Here is a 21644-nt window from a genome sequence, read left to right as displayed (position 1 = left end):
CCTTGGAAAAAACTTTACAGGAACTCGCAACATTGGTAGGCGGTCGCGTTGTAGGCGATGAGTCTATTGTCATTACTGAGACACGTGGCTTTGAACAAGCTGTTAAACAATCCATCACTTTTGCTATTGGTGAATATGTTGAACATATCGCATTATGCCAAGCGGGTGCTGTTATCGTTGAATCTGAAGTTAAAGATGCACCGATGGCACAAATCGTAGTTGATAATGCAAAAGCAGCATTTGCACAAGTGTTAGAGCTCTTCCATCCACCTGTTGTAGTGCCACGTGAAGTACATAGTACGGCAATTATTGGCGATAATGTAACTCTTGGTAACAATGTATCTATTGGTGCCTATTGTGTTATTAATGATAATGCTGTTATCGGTGATAATGTAACGATTCGCCCTTATGTATATATTGGTCATAATGTGCGTATCGGTGAAGATGCCGATATTTATGCCGGTGCTATTGTTCATGAAAACTGTATTTTAGGTAAACGCGTTGTATTGCGCGCTAAAGCAGTTATTGGTGGCGAAGGTTTTGGTTTTGCTACGGAAAATGGTGTTCATACTCACATTCCTCAAGTAGGCAATGTTATTCTTGAGGATGACGTAGAAATTGGCTCCTGTACTACTATTGATAATGCTACAATGGGATCTACATTAGTTCGTCGTGGAACAAAAATTGACAATCTTGTGCATCTTGGACATAATGTTGAAATCGGTGAAGATTGCTTCTTGATTGCTCAAGTTGGTATTGCTGGTAGTACAAAATGTGGTAATCATGTAATCTTTGCAGGTCAAACAGGTTGTACCGGTCATATTACAATTGGTGATAATGTACAATTTGCTGGTAAAACCGGTATCACTGGTAATGTACCATCTAATTCCATCATGGCTGGTTATCCAATGAGACCGCATAAAGAGTGGTTAAAATTGGCGGCCTATGAAAATCGTTTGCCAGATATGGTGAAAACTGTAAAACAATTACAAAAAGAAATTGATGCTTTGAAAGCGCAGCTTAAGGAGAGCTAATAATCCATGTATAGGTTTATGAAAATCTTTAGTGCCTTTATTTGCTTATTACCTAAAGGTTTGCAATATGCTATTGGCACATTGCTTGGTGAAATTGCGTGGCTAGCGGTACCGCCAAAACGCAAGCGTCTGGCAATAGGCCAAATTCTATTCTGTAATATTACGGATGATCCTAAAGAAGCTCGTCGTATTGCTAAAGCTAGTACAACTCGCTTTGGCCGTATGATTATTGATGTATTGCGATATCCTGAAATTAAGGATGGCGCATACAAAGATATGGTAGAGTTTATTAATCGTGAGTACTTAGATGATGCTTTGGAAAACGGACGAGGAGCTATCTTAGCAGCTGTTCATAGTGGTAACTGGGAATTGCTGGGAGGTGTACTGGCGTCTGAAGGCTATCCATTGATTTCTGTAGCCATGAAACAAAATGGTGATGCAGACAAGTTTATCAATGAATATCGTCGTATTATGAACCAACATGTAACGTATAAAACTGGTGTACGTGAAATGATTAATGAACTTAAAAAGGGTGCTTTTTTAGGGCTTATCATGGATCAAGATCCAGGTGATGATGGTGTTCTTGTGCCATTCTTTGGTTATGAAACATTAACAGCTGCTGGGCCCGCTGTGTTGGCTCGTATGCAAGATGTACCTATTATCTTTGTGACCATACATTATAGTCCATACTCTGGAAAACATGAGCTTGAAGCTCATCCACCGATTTATGTGGAACGTACAGATGATAAAAAACGCGATATAGCTGTTACTACAACTCTACTTAATGAGTTTATAGAAGACTATATTAGACGTTATCCTGAAGATTGGTTCTGGCTACACAACCGTTGGAAGTGGACTCGTCGTTTCTACGGTGAACAAATAGAAACGCCACCAGATGTATACCAATAATAAATAATTATAAAGAGATTTTATTTATGTAAAAGTAGGAATATTCTAGATAGAACTGATTCCTACTACATAGATGAAATCTCTTTTTATTTTGGGAATTATTACGCAGTATTTAAAAATAAGCTATTATAATTTTAAAGAATAAGAATAGGCTTTCAAAATAGTGTAATATGTGGTAAATTTCTTGTAACACCTATGCAAATAGGGTATAATACATAGTGGTGTATAGTAAACGTGAATTCAGATTATGAAAGGACATTCTTATGAGTAAGCCCCAACAAACAATAGAAAAGGCTGTTTCATATCAAGGGATTGGCCTTCATAGCGGTGAACCAGTACATATGGTTTTCAGACCTGCACCTGAAGATACAGGAATTGTGTTTGTCCGCACGGACATTGAAGGTCAGCCTTCTGTGCGAGCACACATTGATAATGTGACGAACACTATGCGCGCTACCACATTGGAAAATGGTGAGGCAAAGGTATTCACTGTAGAGCATTTGATGGCAGCGTTCAGTGCTATGAATATTGATAATTGTTATATAGAAATGGACTCTCCAGAGCCTGCGGTAGGTGATGGCAGTAGTGCTGTTTTTATCAATCTTATTGAAGAGGCGGGAATTGTAGAACAAGCAGCGCCGCGTCATACATATAAAGTGACTCGATCCCATGCTATTTATGATGGAGACCGTTTTGTTTTGATTTTGCCGTATGATGGCTATCGTATGACATTCACATCTATTAATAGTCATCCGTTACTTGGCACACAACAATGTGACTTTGAAGTATCCCCTGAATATTTTAAAGAGCATATTGGATCTGCTAGGACTATCGGATTTATGAAAGAGTTAGAACAATTACAGGCCATGGGCCTTGCTAAAGGCGGCAGCCTTGATAATGCATTAGTTTATGATGATGAGAAATGTTTATCTGTACCACGCTTTGATGATGAATTAGTTCGTCATAAGGCGCTAGACGTTATAGGTGACTTATTCTTATTAGGACCAATAGAAGGTCATGTAATTGCTTTGAAATCGAGCCATGAATTAAATTCTAGATTGGCTCGCAGTATAATGGAAGAAATAAGGGAGACACAGCCATGATTCTTAATCACGAAGATATTTTAGAAATTTTACCTCATCGTTACCCAATGCTTTTGGTAGATCGAATTGTTGAGTTAGAACCTATGAAACGTGCTGTGGGCATTAAGAATGCTACATTCAATGAATTGTTCTTCCAAGGTCACTTCCCAGGTAACCCAGTAATGCCAGGTGTATTGCTTACAGAAGCAATTGCTCAAGTTGGCGGTATTGCTTTATTGTACCCAGAAGAAAACCGTGGTCTTACTCCGATGTTTACAGGTATTGATAAAGTACGTTTCCGTCATCCAGTAAAACCTGGTGACCAAGTGCGCATGGAAGTTGAAATCGTAAAAATTAAAGGTAAGATGGGCAAGGTTGAAGGCCGTGCCTATGTAGGCGATAAATTGTGCGCTAGTGGTGAATACATGTTTGCCCTTGTATAATAGAATGAGGAGTGATTGTAGTGATAGTTGTAGGCATGGAAAATGCAGAATCCAACATCCATAGTACAGCCATAGTCCATCCAAATGCTAAATTGGGCAAAGATGTAATCGTAGGCCCCGGAGCTGTAATCGGCGAGAATGTCGAAATTGGCGACGGCACAAAAATTGGTGCAAATGTTGTAATTGGTGGTTGGACAACCATTGGCAAGCGTTGTGAAATTTATCCAAACGCATCTATTGGATTGGAACCTCAAGATTTAAAATTTAAAGGCGAAAAAAGCTATTGTAATATTGGTGATGAAACGGTTATTCGTGAATTTGTAACTATTAGCCGCGCTACTGGAGAAGGTGAAGAGACGCGAGTAGGCAATAACTGCTTGCTTCAAGCATGTACACATGTGGCTCATAACTGTATCGTTGGCAATAATGTCATTATGAGTAACTGTGCAGGTCTTGCTGGTCACGCTATCGTTGAAGATCGCGTGGTAATTGGTGGTCTTGCTGGCATTCATCAATTTGTTAAAATCGGTCGCAATGCAATGGTTGGCGGGATGGCTAAGGTAGTACAAGATATTCCACCTTATGTTATCGCTGATGGTCAACCAGCACGTGTTATCGGTCTTAATTCTGTTGGTTTGTCTCGTGCAGGTATTTCTGAAGACGTACGCCGAGATTTGAAACAAGCTTTCCGTATTATTTATCGCTCTGGATTTAGTTTGTCCAAAGCTATTGAAGAAATGGAAATGCAACTTGATTCTTCCGTAGAAATTGAAAACTTATTACGCTTCTTGCGCAATGCCGATCGTGGTATTATGCGTACACGTCGCGACTAAATTTAAGGACCTCGTATTATGTACGAGGTCTTTTTTGTGGGCTAAAAATATCTGATAAAATGATGAAGAAAAGGGCATAAAACGTGGTGTTTTAATGGTAAAAAGTGGCTATTTATAGTACAATATATTGTATATGATTATGTCTTTTTCTAGTCAAATCATTATAAATTTGAGATTACTAATTGATATATAGGCCATAGAGCCATCTAGGAGGTAAAGTCTTGGCAAAGGTAGGATTAATTGCGGGCATTGGTGCTTTGCCTGTAGAATTCATGCGCGCCGCTCATGTATTAGGCCACGAAGTGGTTGTTATCGGTGTGGTACCTGATATTGACCCAGCTTTGAAAGCTGAGGCCGATGCTTTCTATGATATTAGTGTTGCTAAACTAGGTAAAATCTTCAAGACCTTAAAAAATGAAGGTGTTGTTGAGTTAACTATGTTAGGCAAAGTAACTAAGGAAATACTCTTTAAGGGACTTAGCTTCCCCGATTTGAAAACACTAGGTGTTCTTAAACGGTTAAAAAATCGCAAGGATGATACGATCATGCTTGCCATCGTTGATGAAATTGAAAGAGAAGGCTTTAAAGTATTAGATCAGACAGTATACTTAAAACCATTTATGCCTAAGGTCGGTGTATTTTCAAAAGCACAGCCAACAGAAGAACAATGGGCTGATATATGCTTTGGCTTTGAATTAGCGAAACAAATGGGCGGCCTTGATATTGGGCAAACTGTTGTTGTTAAACACAAAGCGGCGATGGCCATTGAAGCCATCGAAGGTACTGATAAGTGTATTTTGCGCGGTGGTGAGCTTGGCCGTGGTGAAGCTGTTGTAGTAAAAACAGAAAAACCAAATCAAGATGTGCGCTTTGATGTGCCTGCAGTGGGTATAAAGACATTGATGTCTATGATTGATAGCGGCTGTAAAGTGCTCGCTGTTGAAGCTGAAAAGACTATTTTTGTACAACAACAAGATGTTCTTGATATGGCCAACCGTCACGGTATTGTTATTTGTGCTGTAGACCAAGAATTTGTAAATTCCAGAAAGGATGCATAATGAAAGTCATGTTTTCTGCCGGTGAAGCATCCGGCGATACTCATGCGGCAAGTGTTGCCAATGCATTGAGAGAAATTGATCCTTCTGTAGACATGTTTGGTATGGGCGGCACCTTGATGGAACGCGCTGGTGTTCGCATTGTATATGACATTAAAAACCTTGGCGTCATTGGTATTGTTGAAATTGTAAAATCCCTACCAAAATTTTTTAAGTTACGGACGTACTTAAAACGCGTCATGATGAAGGAAAAACCGGATATCCTCGTTTGTGTAGATTATCCTGGGTTTAATATGAAACTTGCTGCTGTAGCACATGAATTGGGTATTCCCGTTCTTTATTATATTGCTCCCACAATTTGGGCCTGGCACAGCAGTCGTGGTAATACGATTCGCAAGTATGTAACAAAGGTTGCATCCATATTTCCCTTTGAAGCTGAAGCGTATCGCAAATATAAATGCGATGTAGAGTTCGTGGGCCATCCCTTATTAGATATCGTACATCCTACGATGACTAGAGAGGAGGCAGAAGAATACTTTGGGGCTCGTAAAGACGCAAAAAAGGTATTGCTCATGCCTGGTAGTCGCAAGCAAGAGGTTTTATCTTTACTTGACACGATGTTAAAAAGTGGTGAACAATTGATGTCTAACCATGAGGATATTCAATTCTTCTTGCCTCGGGCACATACAATCGATCGTAGTGAACTGGAAACCTTTATCGATGCTCATAATGTGCCTGTTACGATTACAGAAGACCATACATATGACTTGATGCAGATTTGTGATGTATGTCTTGCCGCATCAGGAACTGCTACGTTGGAAACGGCAATGATGGAATTACCGACAGTGTTACTGTATCGTGTATCCCCAATTACTTATGGTATTGGGAAAATGGTAGTAAATGTATCACATGTAGGATTGCCTAATATTGTGGCCGGTAAAGAGGTAATTCCTGAATTATTACAAGATTCTGTTACACCACAGGCTATTGTATCCTTAGTGGAACCTCTTCTAACTGATGTTGAGAAAAATAAAGCTATGCGCAGTGAATTGCGTGAAGTACATCATAAATTAGGTAAACCAGGCGCCGTAAAGCGTGTAGCGGAATTAGTATATAATCTCGGTAAGGAGAAATGTAATGAATAGTTACTCTAGGCTCTTATATTTTGTAAAGCCTTATTATAAACGCATGATCTTTGCAGTATTTTGCATGATTGTTGCGGCTGCGGCCTACTTGGTAGTTCCTTGGCTAATTAAAAATGTAGTAGACCAAGTATTAGATGATAAAAATATGTTTATGTTGAACCTCATTGTAGGGGCTATCATTCTTATATTCTTAATTCGTGGCTTTGCTACCTATGGTCAAACCTATAATATGTCCTACATTGGACAACGTGTCATCATCGATGTCCGTGAGGCTATTTTTAATCACTTGCAAAAATTAAGTTTATCTTATTTTGACCGCCGTAAGACTGGCGTTATCATGAGTAATCTTACGAATGACGTGGCAGCATTACAAACTGCTGTAGTTGATAATTTGATTTCCTTTATTACTGAGTCTGTCACACTTATCGGTTCCTTGGTGTCTATGCTTCTCATCGACTGGAAATTGACCCTCGTTACCTTTATTACAGTACCAGTGGTATTGGTGATTATTAATGTGTTTGGTAAAAAGCTTCGCGTAGCAGGTCATGACGTACAAGGTCGTGTGGCTGATATTACAGCCCTTTTACAAGAGGTTATTAGTGCAGTTCGAGTTGTGAAATCCTTTGCTCGTGAAGATTTTGAGCGAAAGCGTTTCGAAGATGAAAACGATCGTAACTTTAGAGCTGTTATTAAGGCTACCAAATTGACTAGCTTACTAAGCCCAATGGTTGAGTTCTCTGCAGCTATTGCTGTAGCAGTCATTCTTTGGTACGGTGGTTATTCCGTAGTAACTGGCACAATTACGGCTGGTTCTTTAATTGCATTCTTGATTTATGCTATTAACTTGTCTAATCCTGTAAAACGATTGAGTCAAGTATATGGTAATATTCAAAAGGCCTTGGCTGCTGCGGACCGTGTTTTTGAAATTTTAGATACTAAGACGGATGTGGTAGAAAAAGCTGATGCTATTACATTGCCTCATATTAAAGGTGATGTGGAGTTCAAAGATGTGTCCTTCTCCTATGACGGGGAAAAAATGGCGCTAGAAAACTTTACCTTGTCTGTTAAGGCTGGTGAAAGTGTTGCTCTTGTAGGTCCTTCTGGTGCAGGCAAGACTACTTTGGCAAACTTATTACCTCGTTTCTATGATGTTACAGGTGGCTCAATTACTATTGATGGTTACGATATTAAGGATGTTACTTTTAAGTCCTTGCGCGAGCAAATCGGCCTTGTACCACAAGAAACTGTATTGTTCAACGCTACTATTAAAGAGAATATCTTGTATGGTCGTTTGGACGCTACTGATGAAGAGGTATATGAGGCGGCTAAGGCTGCTAATGTGCTTGAATTCGTTGAAAAGATGCCTGAAGGCCTCGATACTATCGTAGGCGAACGAGGCAGCTCCTTATCTGGTGGTCAGCGTCAACGCGTTGCTATTGCACGGGCTATTTTAAAAGATCCTCGTATTCTAATTTTAGATGAAGCTACATCTGCATTAGATACAGAGAGTGAAAAACTTGTACAAGAGGCACTCGATCGCCTCATGAAAGGGCGTACAGCATTTGTTATTGCCCATCGATTGAGCACTGTTCAAAATGCTCATCAAATTGTTGTACTTAATCAAGGTCGCTTGGTAGAGCAGGGGACTCACCAAGAGCTATTAGCTGTTGACGGCGGATTGTACAACCATCTCTACTCCGTTCAATTCTCCCACAAAGGATAACCATGTACTGGATATATAATGTATTGCTCATAATCTATTGGATTGGCTTGATACCGGTTATTTTATACCGACTCGCCTTTGAAGAAGGTTTCTATGAGCGTATTAAACAGAGTGCAGGCTATATGCCAGCCTCACTATTAAAGAAAATTGAAGGACGCCGTGCCATTTGGATTCACGCTGCTTCTGTAGGGGAAATTGTGGCTACTAGTCCATTGGTAAAAGAGGTTAAAAAGGAATTTCCTGAAGCTGTCGTAGTTGTGTCTGTTGTTACTGCAACAGGTCATGCTATGGCACATCGTATCATTCCTGAGGCAGAAGGGATTATTTTCTTCCCTTTAGATTTGCCATATTTAACTCGTAAAATTTTGCACATTATCAAGCCAATTACTATTTTGCTTGTAGAAACTGAAATCTGGCCTAACTTCTTGCGTATTGCTCAATCGGAAAATATTCCGGTTATGATGGTTAACGGTCGTATTTCTGACCGCAGTATGAAACGCTACAAGTATATTAGCGCTTTCACTCGCGAAATGTTGCGTTCCATCGAGCGTTTTTGCATGCAGTCTAAATTTGATGCGGCTCATATTGAATGTTTAGGTGCTCATACACCAGATATTACAGTAACAGGCAATATGAAGTACGATCAAACTTATGCCACTGTATCAGATGTAGAGAAACAAGCTCTTCTTGATGAATTTGGCTTTGGTAACAATCATCCAATCATCATTGCAGGCAGTACACATAAGGGGGAAGAAGAGACTATTTTTGAAACTTTCATACAAGTTTTAAAAGAATATCCACAAGCTCGATTATTAATTGCACCTCGTGAAATCTATCGCGGCCATGACATACAAAATCTTGCCAAACGTTATGAACTGAGTGCAATTTGTCGTAGTGATATGAAAGAACCTGTGCATGAAGGGATTCCTGTTGTTATCTTGGATACCATTGGTGAGCTCGGTCGTCTTTATAGTCTAGGGGATATCATCTTTGTAGGGGGGTCTCTTGTGAAGACTGGGGGCCATAATATTTTGGAACCTGCTGCACATGGTAAGCCAATTTTAGTTGGCCCACATATGTTTAACTTTAAAGAAATCTTCACACTGTTAAATTCCCGCGGAGCTTGTGAACAAGTGAAAAATGGTAAGGCCTTAACAACTATGGTCTTACGCCTATGTAAAGATAAGGCACTAGCGGAAGAAATGGGCCGCCATTGTCTTGAGATCATTCAAGAAAACCGTGGTGCTACACAACGTAATACACAAGAATTACGTTTGCTATTTGAAAAACATCGAATTATTCCGTAAGACTATATAATTCGTTTCATTACTCTATCATATTACATAATCGGAGGGGTCACCTATGAGTGGGGAAGCATTATTCAAATCCATAGTTAGTGGTGAAAATCAATCCATATTAGGTGATATAGCTCGTTCTAGCTTAGGCTTTTTAAGTAAAGGTTATGAGAAGGCTGTATCCATGCGCAATGCTAAGTTTGATGAAGGCAAAGGAGTTACAAAAGTTACAGTACCTGTTATCAGTGTTGGTAATATTACGGCTGGTGGTACTGGTAAAACACCGATGGTACGATTTATCTGTGATGTACTCACCCAAAAGGGCCTTCATCCTACGGTGCTTAGTCGTGGTTATCGAGCAGAAGATAACAAGAAGAATATCATTATTTCTAAAGATGGCACAATGCTTGTAGAACCAACTATTAGTGGTGATGAAGCTTGGCTACTTGCAAAGGTTTTGCAAAAATCTAATGTTATTATCGGACGTGAACGGTCAAAATCAGCAGAGATTGCTATTAATGAACTTGGAGCTGATTGTCTTGTAATGGATGATGGATTTCAACATCGCGCATTAGCTAGAGATATTGACATCGTGCTTATCGATGCGTCTAATCCGTTTGGCTATGACCATGTATTACCACGTGGTTTATTGCGTGAACCACTTAGTGGTTTACAACGGGCTCATATCATTGTCCTTACGAAGGTAGATCAAGTGGCACCAGGTATTGTGTCGGGTATTCGTAAGCGCTTATCTCAGCTGGTTTCCAATATACCTGTCTATGAAACTACACATAAGCCTCAATTTATGTATACCTTGGATGAGTGGGCTAATGGTACTGCTGGTGCTCCTGTAGACTCCTATAAGGAACAGCGTATTATGGCAGTTAGTGGTATAGGTAATCCACACTCCTTTACGCAAACTTTGACTGATGTAGGCTATAATGTGGTTCATACTTTACCGTTTGGTGATCACCACGACTTCACTAATGATGATGTAGTAGATATTTGGAAAGAAGCGTTTGCTCATCAAGCTGATGCAATTTGCATTACAGAAAAGGATGCGGTGAAGTTAAGTCAATTGCATGCAATCGAAGACTTAAAAATACCGATTCTAGTGCTATCCATAGGGATTGAGTTTATTTCTGGAAAACAAGAATTCATAGAAAATTTAGAGATTTAGTGTATAATAATAAGATACATGAATAACAGAAATGGGGTTTTATTGTGAAGTTTGGATGTGTCATTCCTGCCCGTTATGGTTCTACTAGATTACCTGGTAAACCATTAGCTGATATTGCAGGAAAGCCGATGATTGAACGTGTTTACGATAGGGTGTCTCAAGCAACAACAACGGCATGTACTATTGTTGCTACTGATGATGACCGCGTTTATTCTGCAGTTCAACAATTTGGGGGAACTGTTATGATGACAGACCCTAATCATCCGACAGGGACTGATCGATTAGCAGAGGTTGCTAGTCATTATACTGACTTAGATGTAGTTATCAATGTCCAAGGTGATGAGCCTATGATTGAGCCAAACCTTATTGATGACTTGGCCCATCTATTTGAAGAGGATCCAAACTTACAAATGGCTACCGTAGCCACTCCTTTATTAGAGGAGGAATACGATGAACCGTCCGCGGTAAAGGTCATTTTAAATAATCGCAATGATGCGATGTATTTTTCAAGATCTTTAATTCCCTATCCTCGCCATGATTTTGTGCGAACTCCATTAAAACATATTGGTATCTATGCGTATCGTAGAGATTTCTTATTAAATTACGCTAAGATGGAGCCAACTGCTGCGGAGCAAACAGAATCGTTAGAGCAATTACGCGCTCTTGAAAATGGCTATACTATTCGTGTTATTCTTACAGATAAACGATTTATCGGTGTAGACACACCAGAAGACTTAGCTCGTGTAAATGCAATTTACGAGCAAGAGGAGAAATAAATGAAAACAGTTCAAATTAAAGATATTACAGTAGGCGGTGGCAAAGGCTTATTCGTTCTTGCTGGACCATGTGTTATCGAGGACTATGATCGCACATTAGCCATTGGTAAACGTGCAAAAGAGATCTGTCAGCGTTTAGGTGTTCCATACATCTTTAAAGCATCTTTCGATAAAGCTAATCGTTCTAGCTTTGGTTCCTTCCGTGGACCAGGTCTAGAAGAAGGTTTAAAAATGCTCGCTTCTATTAAGAAGGAACTCAACGTACCAGTTGTAAGTGATATTCACTCTATTGAGCAAATAGAGCCTGCTGCTGAAGTATTAGATATTCTTCAAATTCCAGCTTTCTTATGCCGTCAAACAGACCTTGTCTACGGGGCCGCTAAAACTGGTAAATGCGTAAATGTTAAAAAAGGCCAATTTATGGCGCCTAAGGACATGGAAAATGTTCTTAATAAAATGAAAGAAACAGGTAATGAAAATCTTATGCTTACAGAACGTGGTTTTAGCTTTGGCTATAACAACCTCGTAGTTGATATGAGATCCTTCCCAATCATGCGCTCTTTCGACTATCCTGTAATCTTTGATGCTACTCACAGTGTTCAATTACCAGGCGGTGCAGGTACTAAATCTAGCGGTAATCGAGAATTTGTCCCTAACTTGGCTCGCGCAGCTGTAGCTAGTGGCGTAGATGGCTTGTTCTTTGAAGTGCATGACAATCCAGAGGAAGCATTATCCGATGGTCCAAACATGTTGTATTTAGATCAATTCGAAGCTGTGCTTCGCGATTTAGTAGCTATTGATAAAATCGTAAAAGGTTAGGGGCGGTATTTGTGACTATTTTAGAACAAGCTGCACAAGTGCTTCATGAGGAAGCTCGTGCTATAGAAGAATTAAGTTCTCGTTTGGATCACAACTTTGTAAATGCTGTAAATATGATTTTGGCTTGTAAGGGTCGTGTAGTATGTACGGGAATGGGTAAATCTGGTCATATTGGCCGTAAAATTGCGGCTACCTTGGCAAGTACAGGGACTCCAGCATTATTCATGCATCCTGGTGAAGGCGTACATGGTGATCTCGGTATGATTACAGAAGATGACGTAGTATTAGCCTTTTCTAATAGCGGTGAAACTGGTGAAATCATTAGTATTTTGCCTTCCTTGCGTCGCATAGGTGCAAAATTAATCTGCGTTGTAGGGAAACCGGAGTCTACATTAGCTAAGAATTCCGACATCGTATTGTTGGCTGAAGTAGAACGTGAAGCCTGTCCACTAGGATTAGCGCCTACTACAAGTACTACAGTTGCGTTGGCACTAGGAGATGCATTAGCTGTATGCTTATTAGAGCGTCATCATTTTACACCGGAAAACTTTGCTGTATTCCATCCAGGTGGTTCTTTAGGTCGCAAGCTATTGCTGACTGTGGAAAATATCATGCACGGTGGTGAAGATAATCCTACTGTGTTTAAAGGTGCTACTGTTCGAGATGCACTCTTTGTAATGACAGAAAAAGGATTGGGCGCTACTAATGTAATCGATGAAGAAGGTCACTTATTAGGTCTTGTTACTGATGGTGATGTCCGCCGCGGTCTTGATTCTGGCAGTAATTTTTTAGAATGGCCTGTAGAGGATATGATGACTGCTATGCCTCGCACAATTACTAAGGACAAACTGGCTGCTGAAGCTCTTCACTTGATGGAGAAAAATCAACCACGTCCAATTACTGTACTACCTGTTGTAGATGGTAATAATGTATGTCTTGGCATTGTTCATATTACGGATTTATTGCGTAGAGGCATTGTATAATGAATATTCAATGGATTGTTCTCGATGTGGATGGCGTTTTATCTGATGGATCTCTCGTTTATACATCGAGTGGAGAAGAGCTGAAATCTTTTTCTGTAAAAGATGGTTTAGGTTTAACAGCGGCTCGTAAATCAGGGATTAAACTTGCAATTATTACAGCTCGCATTTCCCCGATGGTTGAGCGTCGTGCTAAGGAGCTTCACTTTGATGCACTCCTTATGGGCCATGCTAATAAAACAGAAGCATTAAGAACACTCTGTACAGAACATCAAATCGACTTAAAGACGATTGCATACATGGGAGATGACCTCAACGATTTGGGGGCTCTTCAAATAGTTGGCTTACCAATGGCGCCAAATAATGCGGTACCAGAGGTAAAACAATTAGCAAAATTTATTTCTACTGTTAATGGCGGTCAAGGTGCCGTAAGAGAAGCTGTAGAGTATATCTTGAAGAATCAAGGATTATGGGAAACTGTCGTAGCAGACTATGCACGAGAGGCCCATGCTCATGGACAATAAAGGAGGTGGGCAGAATGAATAACGAATGGCAATACCATTTAGTTAAAGGCATTAGCTGGCTTGTTTGCCGACTGCCGTACAAGCTCATTTTGCTCATAGGCGCTAGTTTAGGTCCTGTATATGGGCTAATAGCGAAGAAGCAAAAACTTAGAGGTATTAAAAATATCAAAATTGGCATGAACATGAATGATCAAGAGGCAGAACAACTCATTGATAAGTTGTTCAAAAACCTTGGCCGCAGTGTTATGGAAGTATTGTACATGCCAAACCTTACAAAATCCTTTATCGATGAACATATTGAAATGCGTGGTGTCGAATATTTAGAAGAAGCCATCGCAGAAGATAAAGGTGTTATTGTTCTTACTGGACATGTAGGAAACTGGGAATGGATGGGCGCTGCTATGGCGGCTCATGGATACCCATCTACTACAATTGTTAAGAAACAACCAAATGCTCAATTTACACGTCTCATGAATGAGTATCGTGAGATGGTAGGGCTTGATGTATTTGCAAGTGGTGGCAACGAAATCGTTTCCGCTGCAAAGGCCTTAAAGAAGAAAAAACTGCTTGGCTTCTTAGCTGACCAAGATGGATATATACATGGTTTGCCGGTTCCGTTTTTAGGTCAAGACTCCTCAGCGGTTATTGGGCCAGCTACATTTGCGAAGAAATTTGGTTCGCCTGTAGTTCCGATTTTTGCATCTCGCAAGCCTGAAGGTGGGCATATTGTTCACATTTTACCAGCATTGCATTATATTGAAACTGGTGATGAAGATGCAGATATGTATCGTCTAACTGAGGAATGTGTACGCGTTACTGAAGACTTCATCCGCCAGCATCCAGATGAATGGCTTTGGTTCCAACATCGTTGGATGACTAAGATGGATCAAATTATTGATTATGATAAGAAGATAGCTGCACGGGAGAGGGCACATGAAAAACAATAAAAAATTAATTGCCATTGTGGCCGCAATAGTGCTGGCTTTAATTGGTCTTATCGTATACATTATGAAAGACTCTAATGAGGTTACTACCACTCAAAATCCAAGTGGTCAACTCGTTAATTTCCAAGGTGCTGACCTACAAGAGGAAAAAGATGGCAAATTAGTATGGGCCTTATCAGCTGAAAAGATTGAATATGACCCAAGGACAAAGGCCATCGTTTTGACTAACTTGAAGGGTCTTTTCTATCAAGATGATGTGACTACTACTATTACAGCTCCTCATGCTGTATTGACGGGTGACCGAAATTCTCTTGATATCGACCAAGGTGTTACAGCTACCAATACGGAAGGTGCAGAATTTAAAACAGAAGCCCTTCACTTTGATAACAAAACGAAAACATTGACATCTAAGTCGGCTTTTACTTATAACAGTAAGGATGTAACTCTTACAGGCGATAAGCTTGAAGGGAATATGTCTTTGAAAATTATTAAAGCCATTGGCAACGCAAAATTAACGAAGAAGTAATTGAGGGGAAATATGATGAATAAGAAAAAACAGATTGGTATGGCTATTTTGGCTGTACTCATGACAGCATCTGTTACAGCTTGGGCTGCAAATGATCCATTGACTATTAGCGCTGATACATTGTCTTATGATGGCAATACAGGTCGTGCTGATGCAACCGGTAATGTTGTTATTACTCAAGCGGATAAAACTATGACTGGTGCCAATGGTTGGTACAACACAAAAACTCAAGAAGCGAGTCTTGACGGTGGTGTATCTTTGATTGGTTCTGATATGGCTATGTCTGCCCAAACAGTTCACAGTTATAACAATAATAAATTTACTGCTAGTGGTGGTGTTCATTTACAACGTGGTGATCGCCAAATTTTTGGTGACAGTGTGGAATATAGTACTGATTCCGAATATGGTCTCGTTAGTGGTAATGCTCGATTGATTGCTGAAGGTACAACATTGACAGGTGATCAAGTAGAAGGTTGGCTAAAGGAGATTCGTGCAGTAGCACAAGGTAATGTAACTTTCAATAACCCTGAAAGAAATGTATCTGGTTCTGCAGACCGAGCTACATACACACAAACACCTAACCAAAATGATGGTGTCGTACTCTTATCTGGTTCTGCTCATGCCGTTCAAAATGGGAATGTGCTAAATGCGCCAGAGCTTAGAATTCGTCTAGCTGATGATTCTGCTGAAACATTAGGTGGCCGTAGTACGCTCATCATTGTTCCGAATAAATAAGGATAGTATATGTATATAGAAACCAAAAACTTAGTTAAAACCTTTAGCGGGAGAAACGTTGTAGATGGGGTAAGTCTACGCGTTGATAAAGGGCAAGTTGTAGGTCTATTAGGTCCTAATGGGGCCGGTAAAACTACGTCATTCTATATGATTGTAGGTATTGAAAGACCAAGCTCGGGCATCATTACCGTTGATGGCAAGGATATTACAAATATCCCTATGTATAAACGGGCTGCTGAAGGTATTGGATACCTACCACAAGAGGCATCAATCTTTAGATCTATGTCTGTAGAGGATAATATTCGTGCTATGCTACAGACTACGACGAAAACATCTGATGAGATTGAGGCTATTGTGGAGTCGTTAATTGATGAATTCCATATCGGTCATGTTCGTGATCGCATGGGGATGCAATTATCTGGTGGTGAACGACGTCGTGTAGAAATTGCTCGTTGTCTTGCACTAGAACCTAACTTCATCCTTTTGGACGAACCCTTTGCTGGTGTCGATCCAATTGCAGTAGCGGATATTCAACAAATTATTTTACATGTTAAAAATCGAGGTATAGGTATCTTGATTACAGACCACAATGTGCGTGAAACATTGGGGATTGTAGATAAAGCCTATATTTTGAGTAGTGGCAAAATCCTCCTAGAGGGTACCCCTGATGAAATCGCAAACGACCCAATCGCTCGCGAACATTATTTAGGGGATAACTTTAGATTATAGGAGGGACGATGAGATTATTAGATAAATATATTTTAAAAGCCTTCGTAGGTCCATTCCTATTTGGGGTATTTGCTTTTACCAGTATTTTTATTGGTACAGGCACATTATTTAGAATTGCTCAATACATTACTGAATATGGGGCACCATTATTGCTTGTTATGAAAGCCTTTGTCTTGGCCTTACCAAGTATTGTTATCTTAACATTCCCTATGTCAGTACTCTTAGCGTCTCTTATGACCTTTAGTCGTTTGAGTAGTACTAGTGAGATTGTAGTTATGCGTGCCGGTGGCCTTAGCTTCTTGCGTCTTGCGATGCCAGTATATATCATTGCTCTTATGATTTCTATTGGTGCGGTAGCATTTAATGAATTTGTTGTACCTCGTACAAACCATATGTATCAAACTATTGTACGGGAAGAAATCATGAAAAATGCGACTCCTCAAACACAAAATCACATTGTGTTGAAAGCGATGAATGGCGATGAGCTAGGTACATTAATGTATGCAAAGAGCTACAATGCTGAGACTAAACAGTTGTCTATGATTACGGTGCAACAGTTTGGAGAAGGTGGCAAACTACAGCAAGTTGAAAATGCTGACACTGCTATCTGGAATGGTCAATATTGGATAATGCAAAATGGTATTATCTATGACGTGTCTGCTGGAGATGGTGTAGAACGAACTATGAAGTTTAAGGAACAATCCTTACCGATTAAATCTGCACCAAAAGATATTCAGCAAGATCAACGCAAACCTGAAGAATTAACAATTAAGGAATTGCGTCATCAAATTAAAGCATATAAGGCCGCTTATACTAATGCTAATAAGTTGGAAATGGAAATGTACCAACGTTTTACAATTCCTCTTGCTAGCTTTGTCTTTGCCTTAGTAGGTGCACCACTAGGACTTCAAAAACAACGTTCTAGTTCATCTATCGGTTTTGGTATTAGTATTCTAATCATCTTTATCTACTATGGTGTAATGACATTTGCCGGTGCTTTAGGTAAAGGCGGTGCTTTGCCAACTGTATTTGCTGCATTAATACCTGATACATTAGGTATCATCGCTGGTTTATATTTGAATTGGCGTGTATCGAAGTAACCTGGGATAAAGAGATAAACTAGAATTAGGAAATCTAGTTTTATAATTGATTTGAAGATTGTAATTTTATGAAAGGAGGGACTCGATGGTAGTAGGTGTTAAAATCTTAATAATTATTGCCCTTATGGGTGGTCTAATAGCCTACATGGGAGATAAGTTAGGCACCAAAGTTGGTAAGCGTCGCATGTCCCTCTTTGGATTGCGACCTAAGCATACATCGATTATTGTTACTATTGTAACGGGTTTACTAGTTGCTGCTGCTACAGTAGGTGTTTTATCCTTTACATCTCAAAGTGTGCGAACTGCATTGTTTGGTATGGACCAATTACGAGCGGATATGAAACATCTTAATGAAGAGGTTGCTGCAAAGACACAAGAGCTTATTCGTGGTAAAGCTTTGCTTGAACAAAATAAGCAAGAGCTTGAGGAGCGAATGGCCGAGATAGAACAAATTCGTCGCGAAGTAGAAGCTACAAAAGCTGAATTAGCTAGTGCTCAAGCTGCTAAGGATGCTACTGAAGCAGAACTTGCATCGCTACAATCATCTTATGCAGAGGTATCTAAAAAGTTAGCTGATCTTGAGGCTACTCGAGCTAAGATGGAAGCCCATATAAAAGAGCTACAAAATACACAAGAACAATTGCAAAATGGCATTATTCATCTGCGGGAAGGGACAATACTGTTCCAAGTAGATCAATTATTAGCCCAAGCTGTTGTTCGTCCTGGATTGAGTGCTGAAGATAGTAAAGCGACTATCAAGCACATTATTGATGATACTAATCAGTTAGTATTGCGCCGTCTTGGTATAGAAGACCAAGGTCAAGCTGTAGTTTATGTTGATCGTCAAAATATTGAGGTGGCTACTCAAAAGTTAATCGACTCTAAGACACCAATGGTTGTTCAAGTTGTAGCGGCAGGAAATATTATTTCTGGTGAACCTGCAGTAGCGCTTATCCAAGTGTATCCACAACAGTTTATCTATAAGAACAATGAAGTTATTCACTCTACTGTTATGGATGGTGGTAGCAATGCTCAATCCTCTATGCTTCAATTCTTGAAACAAGTAAATGAAAAAGCAAAAGCCAAAGGTATTATACCTGACTCTTTATCTGGGGATATTGGGACCATACCAGGCGATGATTTATTTACTGCCATTAGGCGTGTCAGCACAATGCATGGCAAGGTTCATGTAGAGGCTTATGTAGATGGCGATACGTATTCTTCTGGTCCTGTACATCTTAAATTGCGTATTACTCAAATGCCTGCTCTAAATGATAGGGTAAAAATGCAAACAAATTAATATAAGTATGTTGGTTTCATACATTATAGTAGAGAAGGTCTTATGTAAATTTTTACATAAGACCTTCTTTTTATGTTAAAATATAACTACTGTATTTACAAAGAGGATAGTTAAATGACTGAAAATACATATATTTTGGCAGTAGACCCAGGTAATGAAAAAACAGGTGTTGCTATTGTAACACCTGATGGATCTATGGTATGTCGCAACATTATTTCTACGAAGACCTTCAATGATGATATTGAATGTCTACTAACAGAATATTATGGAATCGTTCATATTGTATGTGGGAATGGTACGAATCATAAATATTTATATCCATCTCTTCAACAAATTGGACGTAATCATAAAATCACTACAAGCTTAATCGATGAATCTCATAGTACAGAAGAGGCGCGTAAATTATATTGGAAATACAATCCACCTACAGGATGGCGCAAGTTTCTTCCTACATCTATGCAGTTTCCACCTGAACCTGTAGATGATTTAACGGCGCTTGTAATTGGATTACGCTATACAAAGCAGTTGGCTCAAAGTAAAATCGAAGTAAAAGAAGCGACGATAAGCTCTAGTGAGTTAGAAGAAAAACGATTACATGCTATGGAGCAGTTATACGGAAAAGGAGAAGTACATGACAAGTGAGACTTCAACGCGTAACTGGTCAAACCTTATTATGCGTTGTGTAATGATGATTTTAGGGGCCTTTATCTATACGGTAGGCTTAGATTTATTTTTAGTACCCAATAGCATCATCGACGGTGGTGTAGTTGGTATTTCGTTGATGGCTGCGGAACTATCTGGTATATCCTTTAGTATTTTCGTAGTACTCATCAATTTACCATTCTTGTATTTAGGATATAAAGCAATCGGTAAAGGGTTTACCTTATCTACATTGTTTTCCATTGTCTGGATGGCTATATTCTCCAACTTTGCTCATGATTTTACACCTATTACGACAGATCCATTTTTAGGTTCTATCTTTGGTGGTATAATCTTAGGTATTGGTGTGGGCCTTATTATTCGTAATGGTGGCTCTTTAGATGGCTCTGAAATCGTAGCTATTATTTGGGATAAGAAGTCTACTTTCTCAGTAGGTGAAATCGTAATGGCTATGAACTTAATCATTCTTGGGGCAGCCGGCTTTGTTTATAGCTGGAATAGTGCAATGTATTCTTTAATTGCTTATTTCATTGCCTATAAGATGATTGATGTAACCATTACAGGTCTTGAAGAATCTAAAGGTGTTATGATTATTACTGATGCAGATAACTCTAAAGATATTGCAGATGCATTAAATGCTAATCTTAACCGAGGTGTTACAATTATGTATGGTGAAGGTGGTTATTTAAAACAACCGAAGCATATATTATACTCTGTAGTAACACGTCTTGAGATTACAAGATTAAAGGATACTGTTTATGAAGTCGATCCAGCTGCGTTTATTACCATTCAAGACGTACATGATGTCTTTGGTGGAAGATTTACAAAAGGTGGTCATTAAGGGGATAATATGAGTAATAAATTAGGTAATACAATAATAAAAGAAATTCTAGATTGGATTTATGCCATCGTGTTAGCATTGATTATTGCTATGGTAATTCACATCTTTTTGATTCAACCAACACGTGTATCTGGTGAATCTATGGATGATACATTGCACAATGGCCAATATTTGATTGTTACAAAATGGCATCATATCATGAATGAAATGCCAGATTATGGTCAAATTGTTATCATCGATAGCCGTGTCAATCGTGCGCGTACTTGGGTAGATGATGTGAAAGAGCCATTGATGAATTACGCATCTGTTTTTAATAAAGCTGCTCAAACTAATGATGTATGGGTAAAACGCGTTATCGGTCTCCCTGGTGATGTATTAGAGTTTAAAGATGGTCACGTATGGCGTAATGGGGAACAACTACAAGAGCCATATACTAAAGATCCTAAAATGAACTTTACTCGTTCTACGCCTGTAATCGTTCCAGATGGTCATGTATTTGTAATGGGGGATAATCGAAATCACTCTAGCGATAGTCGTTTTATCGGTTCTGTACCTGTAGATCATATTTTAGGATTTGTATCCTACGCAATTTAATAATGGTAAAAGCCTATCTATTGATGTAATTGATATGTACTCCCTTTACTGGACAACAGTAAAGGGGATATATATCAAATGACATTGTAGATAGGCTTTTTTGTTAAAATTACGATGGCCTTACAACATTGTAAATGGTTTCTAGTAGTATGCATTAGTATATAGTGTTATATAAAGAAGATTAATGACTTAAAAGAAGAAAATATGTTACATGAAAGCATTGAATCGTACATTTATAAATGGAAGTATTTAATATAATTCTAATAAATTAGAAAAATTAATTAATGATTAATGTTAATTAAGTAAAAAAAACAAGAAAAAATAAATTTAAGAAATGAAATTGTACAAAATTTAATTTTAGAAAATGCAGTAAAAATCTATGTTTATGAGATTATTTTTATTCATGAATGAAATTTC

Annotated in this window: 23 protein-coding genes; all 23 read left to right on the top strand. The window is 39.0% G+C overall.

The window, feature by feature from the left end:
* The first annotated feature begins 2 nt into the window (after positions 1-2).
* Complete coding sequence (gene lpxD, locus KH364_RS04595) at positions 3-1034, top strand: UDP-3-O-(3-hydroxymyristoyl)glucosamine N-acyltransferase (protein ID WP_054747793.1); 1032 nt, start codon at positions 3-5, stop codon at positions 1032-1034.
* A gap of 6 nt (positions 1035-1040) precedes the next feature.
* Positions 1041-1943 (top strand): lysophospholipid acyltransferase family protein, encoded by a 903-nt coding sequence (locus KH364_RS04590; RefSeq protein WP_009352643.1) that lies wholly within the window; start codon positions 1041-1043, stop codon positions 1941-1943.
* Positions 1944-2206: 263 nt separating this feature from the next.
* Positions 2207-3046 (top strand): UDP-3-O-acyl-N-acetylglucosamine deacetylase, encoded by an 840-nt coding sequence (lpxC, locus tag KH364_RS04585; protein WP_273298771.1) that lies wholly within the window; start codon positions 2207-2209, stop codon positions 3044-3046.
* Entirely contained in the window at positions 3043-3468 is a 426-nt protein-coding gene (gene fabZ / locus KH364_RS04580) for a 3-hydroxyacyl-ACP dehydratase FabZ (RefSeq protein WP_009352668.1), read from the top strand. Before lpxC ends, fabZ begins: the two co-directional genes overlap by 4 nt.
* A 20-nt stretch (positions 3469-3488) precedes the next feature.
* The gene (gene lpxA / locus KH364_RS04575) at positions 3489-4301 is read left to right on the top strand and encodes an acyl-ACP--UDP-N-acetylglucosamine O-acyltransferase (RefSeq protein ID WP_105081425.1); all 813 of its coding nucleotides are present in this window, start codon (positions 3489-3491) and stop codon (positions 4299-4301) included.
* A gap of 221 nt (positions 4302-4522) precedes the next feature.
* Positions 4523-5359, top strand: coding sequence for a UDP-2,3-diacylglucosamine diphosphatase LpxI (gene lpxI / locus KH364_RS04570; protein ID WP_009352639.1), 837 nt, complete (start codon positions 4523-4525; stop codon positions 5357-5359).
* Complete coding sequence (lpxB, locus tag KH364_RS04565; RefSeq protein WP_273298770.1) at positions 5359-6501, top strand: lipid-A-disaccharide synthase; 1143 nt, start codon at positions 5359-5361, stop codon at positions 6499-6501. The genes lpxI and lpxB overlap by 1 nt, the downstream gene beginning before the upstream one ends.
* Positions 6494-8224 carry a lipid A export permease/ATP-binding protein MsbA gene (msbA, locus tag KH364_RS04560; RefSeq protein WP_273298769.1) on the top strand — a complete coding sequence of 577 codons (1731 nt, stop codon included), beginning with the start codon at positions 6494-6496 and terminating at the stop codon, positions 8222-8224. Before lpxB ends, msbA begins: the two co-directional genes overlap by 8 nt.
* A gap of 2 nt (positions 8225-8226) precedes the next feature.
* Positions 8227-9531 (top strand): 3-deoxy-D-manno-octulosonic acid transferase, encoded by a 1305-nt coding sequence (locus tag KH364_RS04555; RefSeq protein WP_273298768.1) that lies wholly within the window; start codon positions 8227-8229, stop codon positions 9529-9531.
* A gap of 55 nt (positions 9532-9586) precedes the next feature.
* Positions 9587-10699, top strand: a complete 1113-nt coding sequence (lpxK, locus tag KH364_RS04550) for a tetraacyldisaccharide 4'-kinase (RefSeq protein ID WP_273298767.1) — start codon at positions 9587-9589, stop codon at positions 10697-10699.
* A 44-nt stretch (positions 10700-10743) separates the two neighbouring features.
* Entirely contained in the window at positions 10744-11475 is a 732-nt protein-coding gene (gene kdsB, locus KH364_RS04545; RefSeq protein WP_273298766.1) for a 3-deoxy-manno-octulosonate cytidylyltransferase, read from the top strand.
* Positions 11476-12294 (top strand): 3-deoxy-8-phosphooctulonate synthase, encoded by an 819-nt coding sequence (gene kdsA / locus KH364_RS04540; RefSeq protein WP_105081432.1) that lies wholly within the window; start codon positions 11476-11478, stop codon positions 12292-12294.
* An 11-nt stretch (positions 12295-12305) separates the two neighbouring features.
* Positions 12306-13277, top strand: coding sequence for a KpsF/GutQ family sugar-phosphate isomerase (locus tag KH364_RS04535; protein ID WP_105097508.1), 972 nt, complete (start codon positions 12306-12308; stop codon positions 13275-13277).
* Entirely contained in the window at positions 13277-13798 is a 522-nt protein-coding gene (locus KH364_RS04530; protein WP_009352641.1) for an HAD-IIIA family hydrolase, read from the top strand. The genes KH364_RS04535 and KH364_RS04530 overlap by 1 nt, the downstream gene beginning before the upstream one ends.
* 14 nt (positions 13799-13812) lie before the next feature.
* A complete protein-coding gene (locus KH364_RS04525; RefSeq protein WP_009352642.1) occupies positions 13813-14745 on the top strand; it encodes a lysophospholipid acyltransferase family protein in 933 nt (310 codons plus the stop codon).
* On the top strand, positions 14732-15268 hold the full coding sequence (gene lptC / locus KH364_RS04520) for an LPS export ABC transporter periplasmic protein LptC (RefSeq protein ID WP_009352718.1): 537 nt from the start codon (positions 14732-14734) through the stop codon (positions 15266-15268). Before KH364_RS04525 ends, lptC begins: the two co-directional genes overlap by 14 nt.
* A 12-nt stretch (positions 15269-15280) precedes the next feature.
* The gene (locus KH364_RS04515; RefSeq protein ID WP_273298765.1) at positions 15281-16003 is read left to right on the top strand and encodes an LptA/OstA family protein; all 723 of its coding nucleotides are present in this window, start codon (positions 15281-15283) and stop codon (positions 16001-16003) included.
* A gap of 9 nt (positions 16004-16012) precedes the next feature.
* Positions 16013-16732, top strand: a complete 720-nt coding sequence (gene lptB, locus KH364_RS04510; protein WP_273298764.1) for an LPS export ABC transporter ATP-binding protein — start codon at positions 16013-16015, stop codon at positions 16730-16732.
* Between the two features lie 8 nt (positions 16733-16740).
* A complete protein-coding gene (locus KH364_RS04505; protein ID WP_273298763.1) occupies positions 16741-17832 on the top strand; it encodes an LptF/LptG family permease in 1092 nt (363 codons plus the stop codon).
* Between the two features lie 85 nt (positions 17833-17917).
* The gene (locus KH364_RS04500) at positions 17918-19132 is read left to right on the top strand and encodes a DUF3084 domain-containing protein (protein ID WP_273298762.1); all 1215 of its coding nucleotides are present in this window, start codon (positions 17918-17920) and stop codon (positions 19130-19132) included.
* 114 nt (positions 19133-19246) lie between these two features.
* Positions 19247-19774, top strand: a complete 528-nt coding sequence (locus KH364_RS04495; protein WP_273298761.1) for a hypothetical protein — start codon at positions 19247-19249, stop codon at positions 19772-19774.
* Positions 19764-20633, top strand: a complete 870-nt coding sequence (locus tag KH364_RS04490) for a YitT family protein (RefSeq protein ID WP_009352688.1) — start codon at positions 19764-19766, stop codon at positions 20631-20633. The genes KH364_RS04495 and KH364_RS04490 overlap by 11 nt, the downstream gene beginning before the upstream one ends.
* Before the next feature lie 9 nt (positions 20634-20642).
* Positions 20643-21227: a signal peptidase I gene (gene lepB, locus KH364_RS04485; protein ID WP_273298760.1), complete on the top strand. Its 585-nt coding sequence runs from the start codon at positions 20643-20645 to the stop codon at positions 21225-21227.
* Positions 21228-21644 lie beyond the last annotated feature (417 nt).

Origin of the sequence: Veillonella sp. oral taxon 158, from assembly GCF_018376515.1 — a bacterium.
In the GTDB taxonomy this organism is placed as follows: Bacteria; Bacillota; Negativicutes; order Veillonellales; family Veillonellaceae; genus Veillonella; species Veillonella rogosae.
The sequence above is the reverse complement of the archived record's forward strand: the minus strand, read 5'-3'. Positions and strand labels throughout refer to the sequence as shown.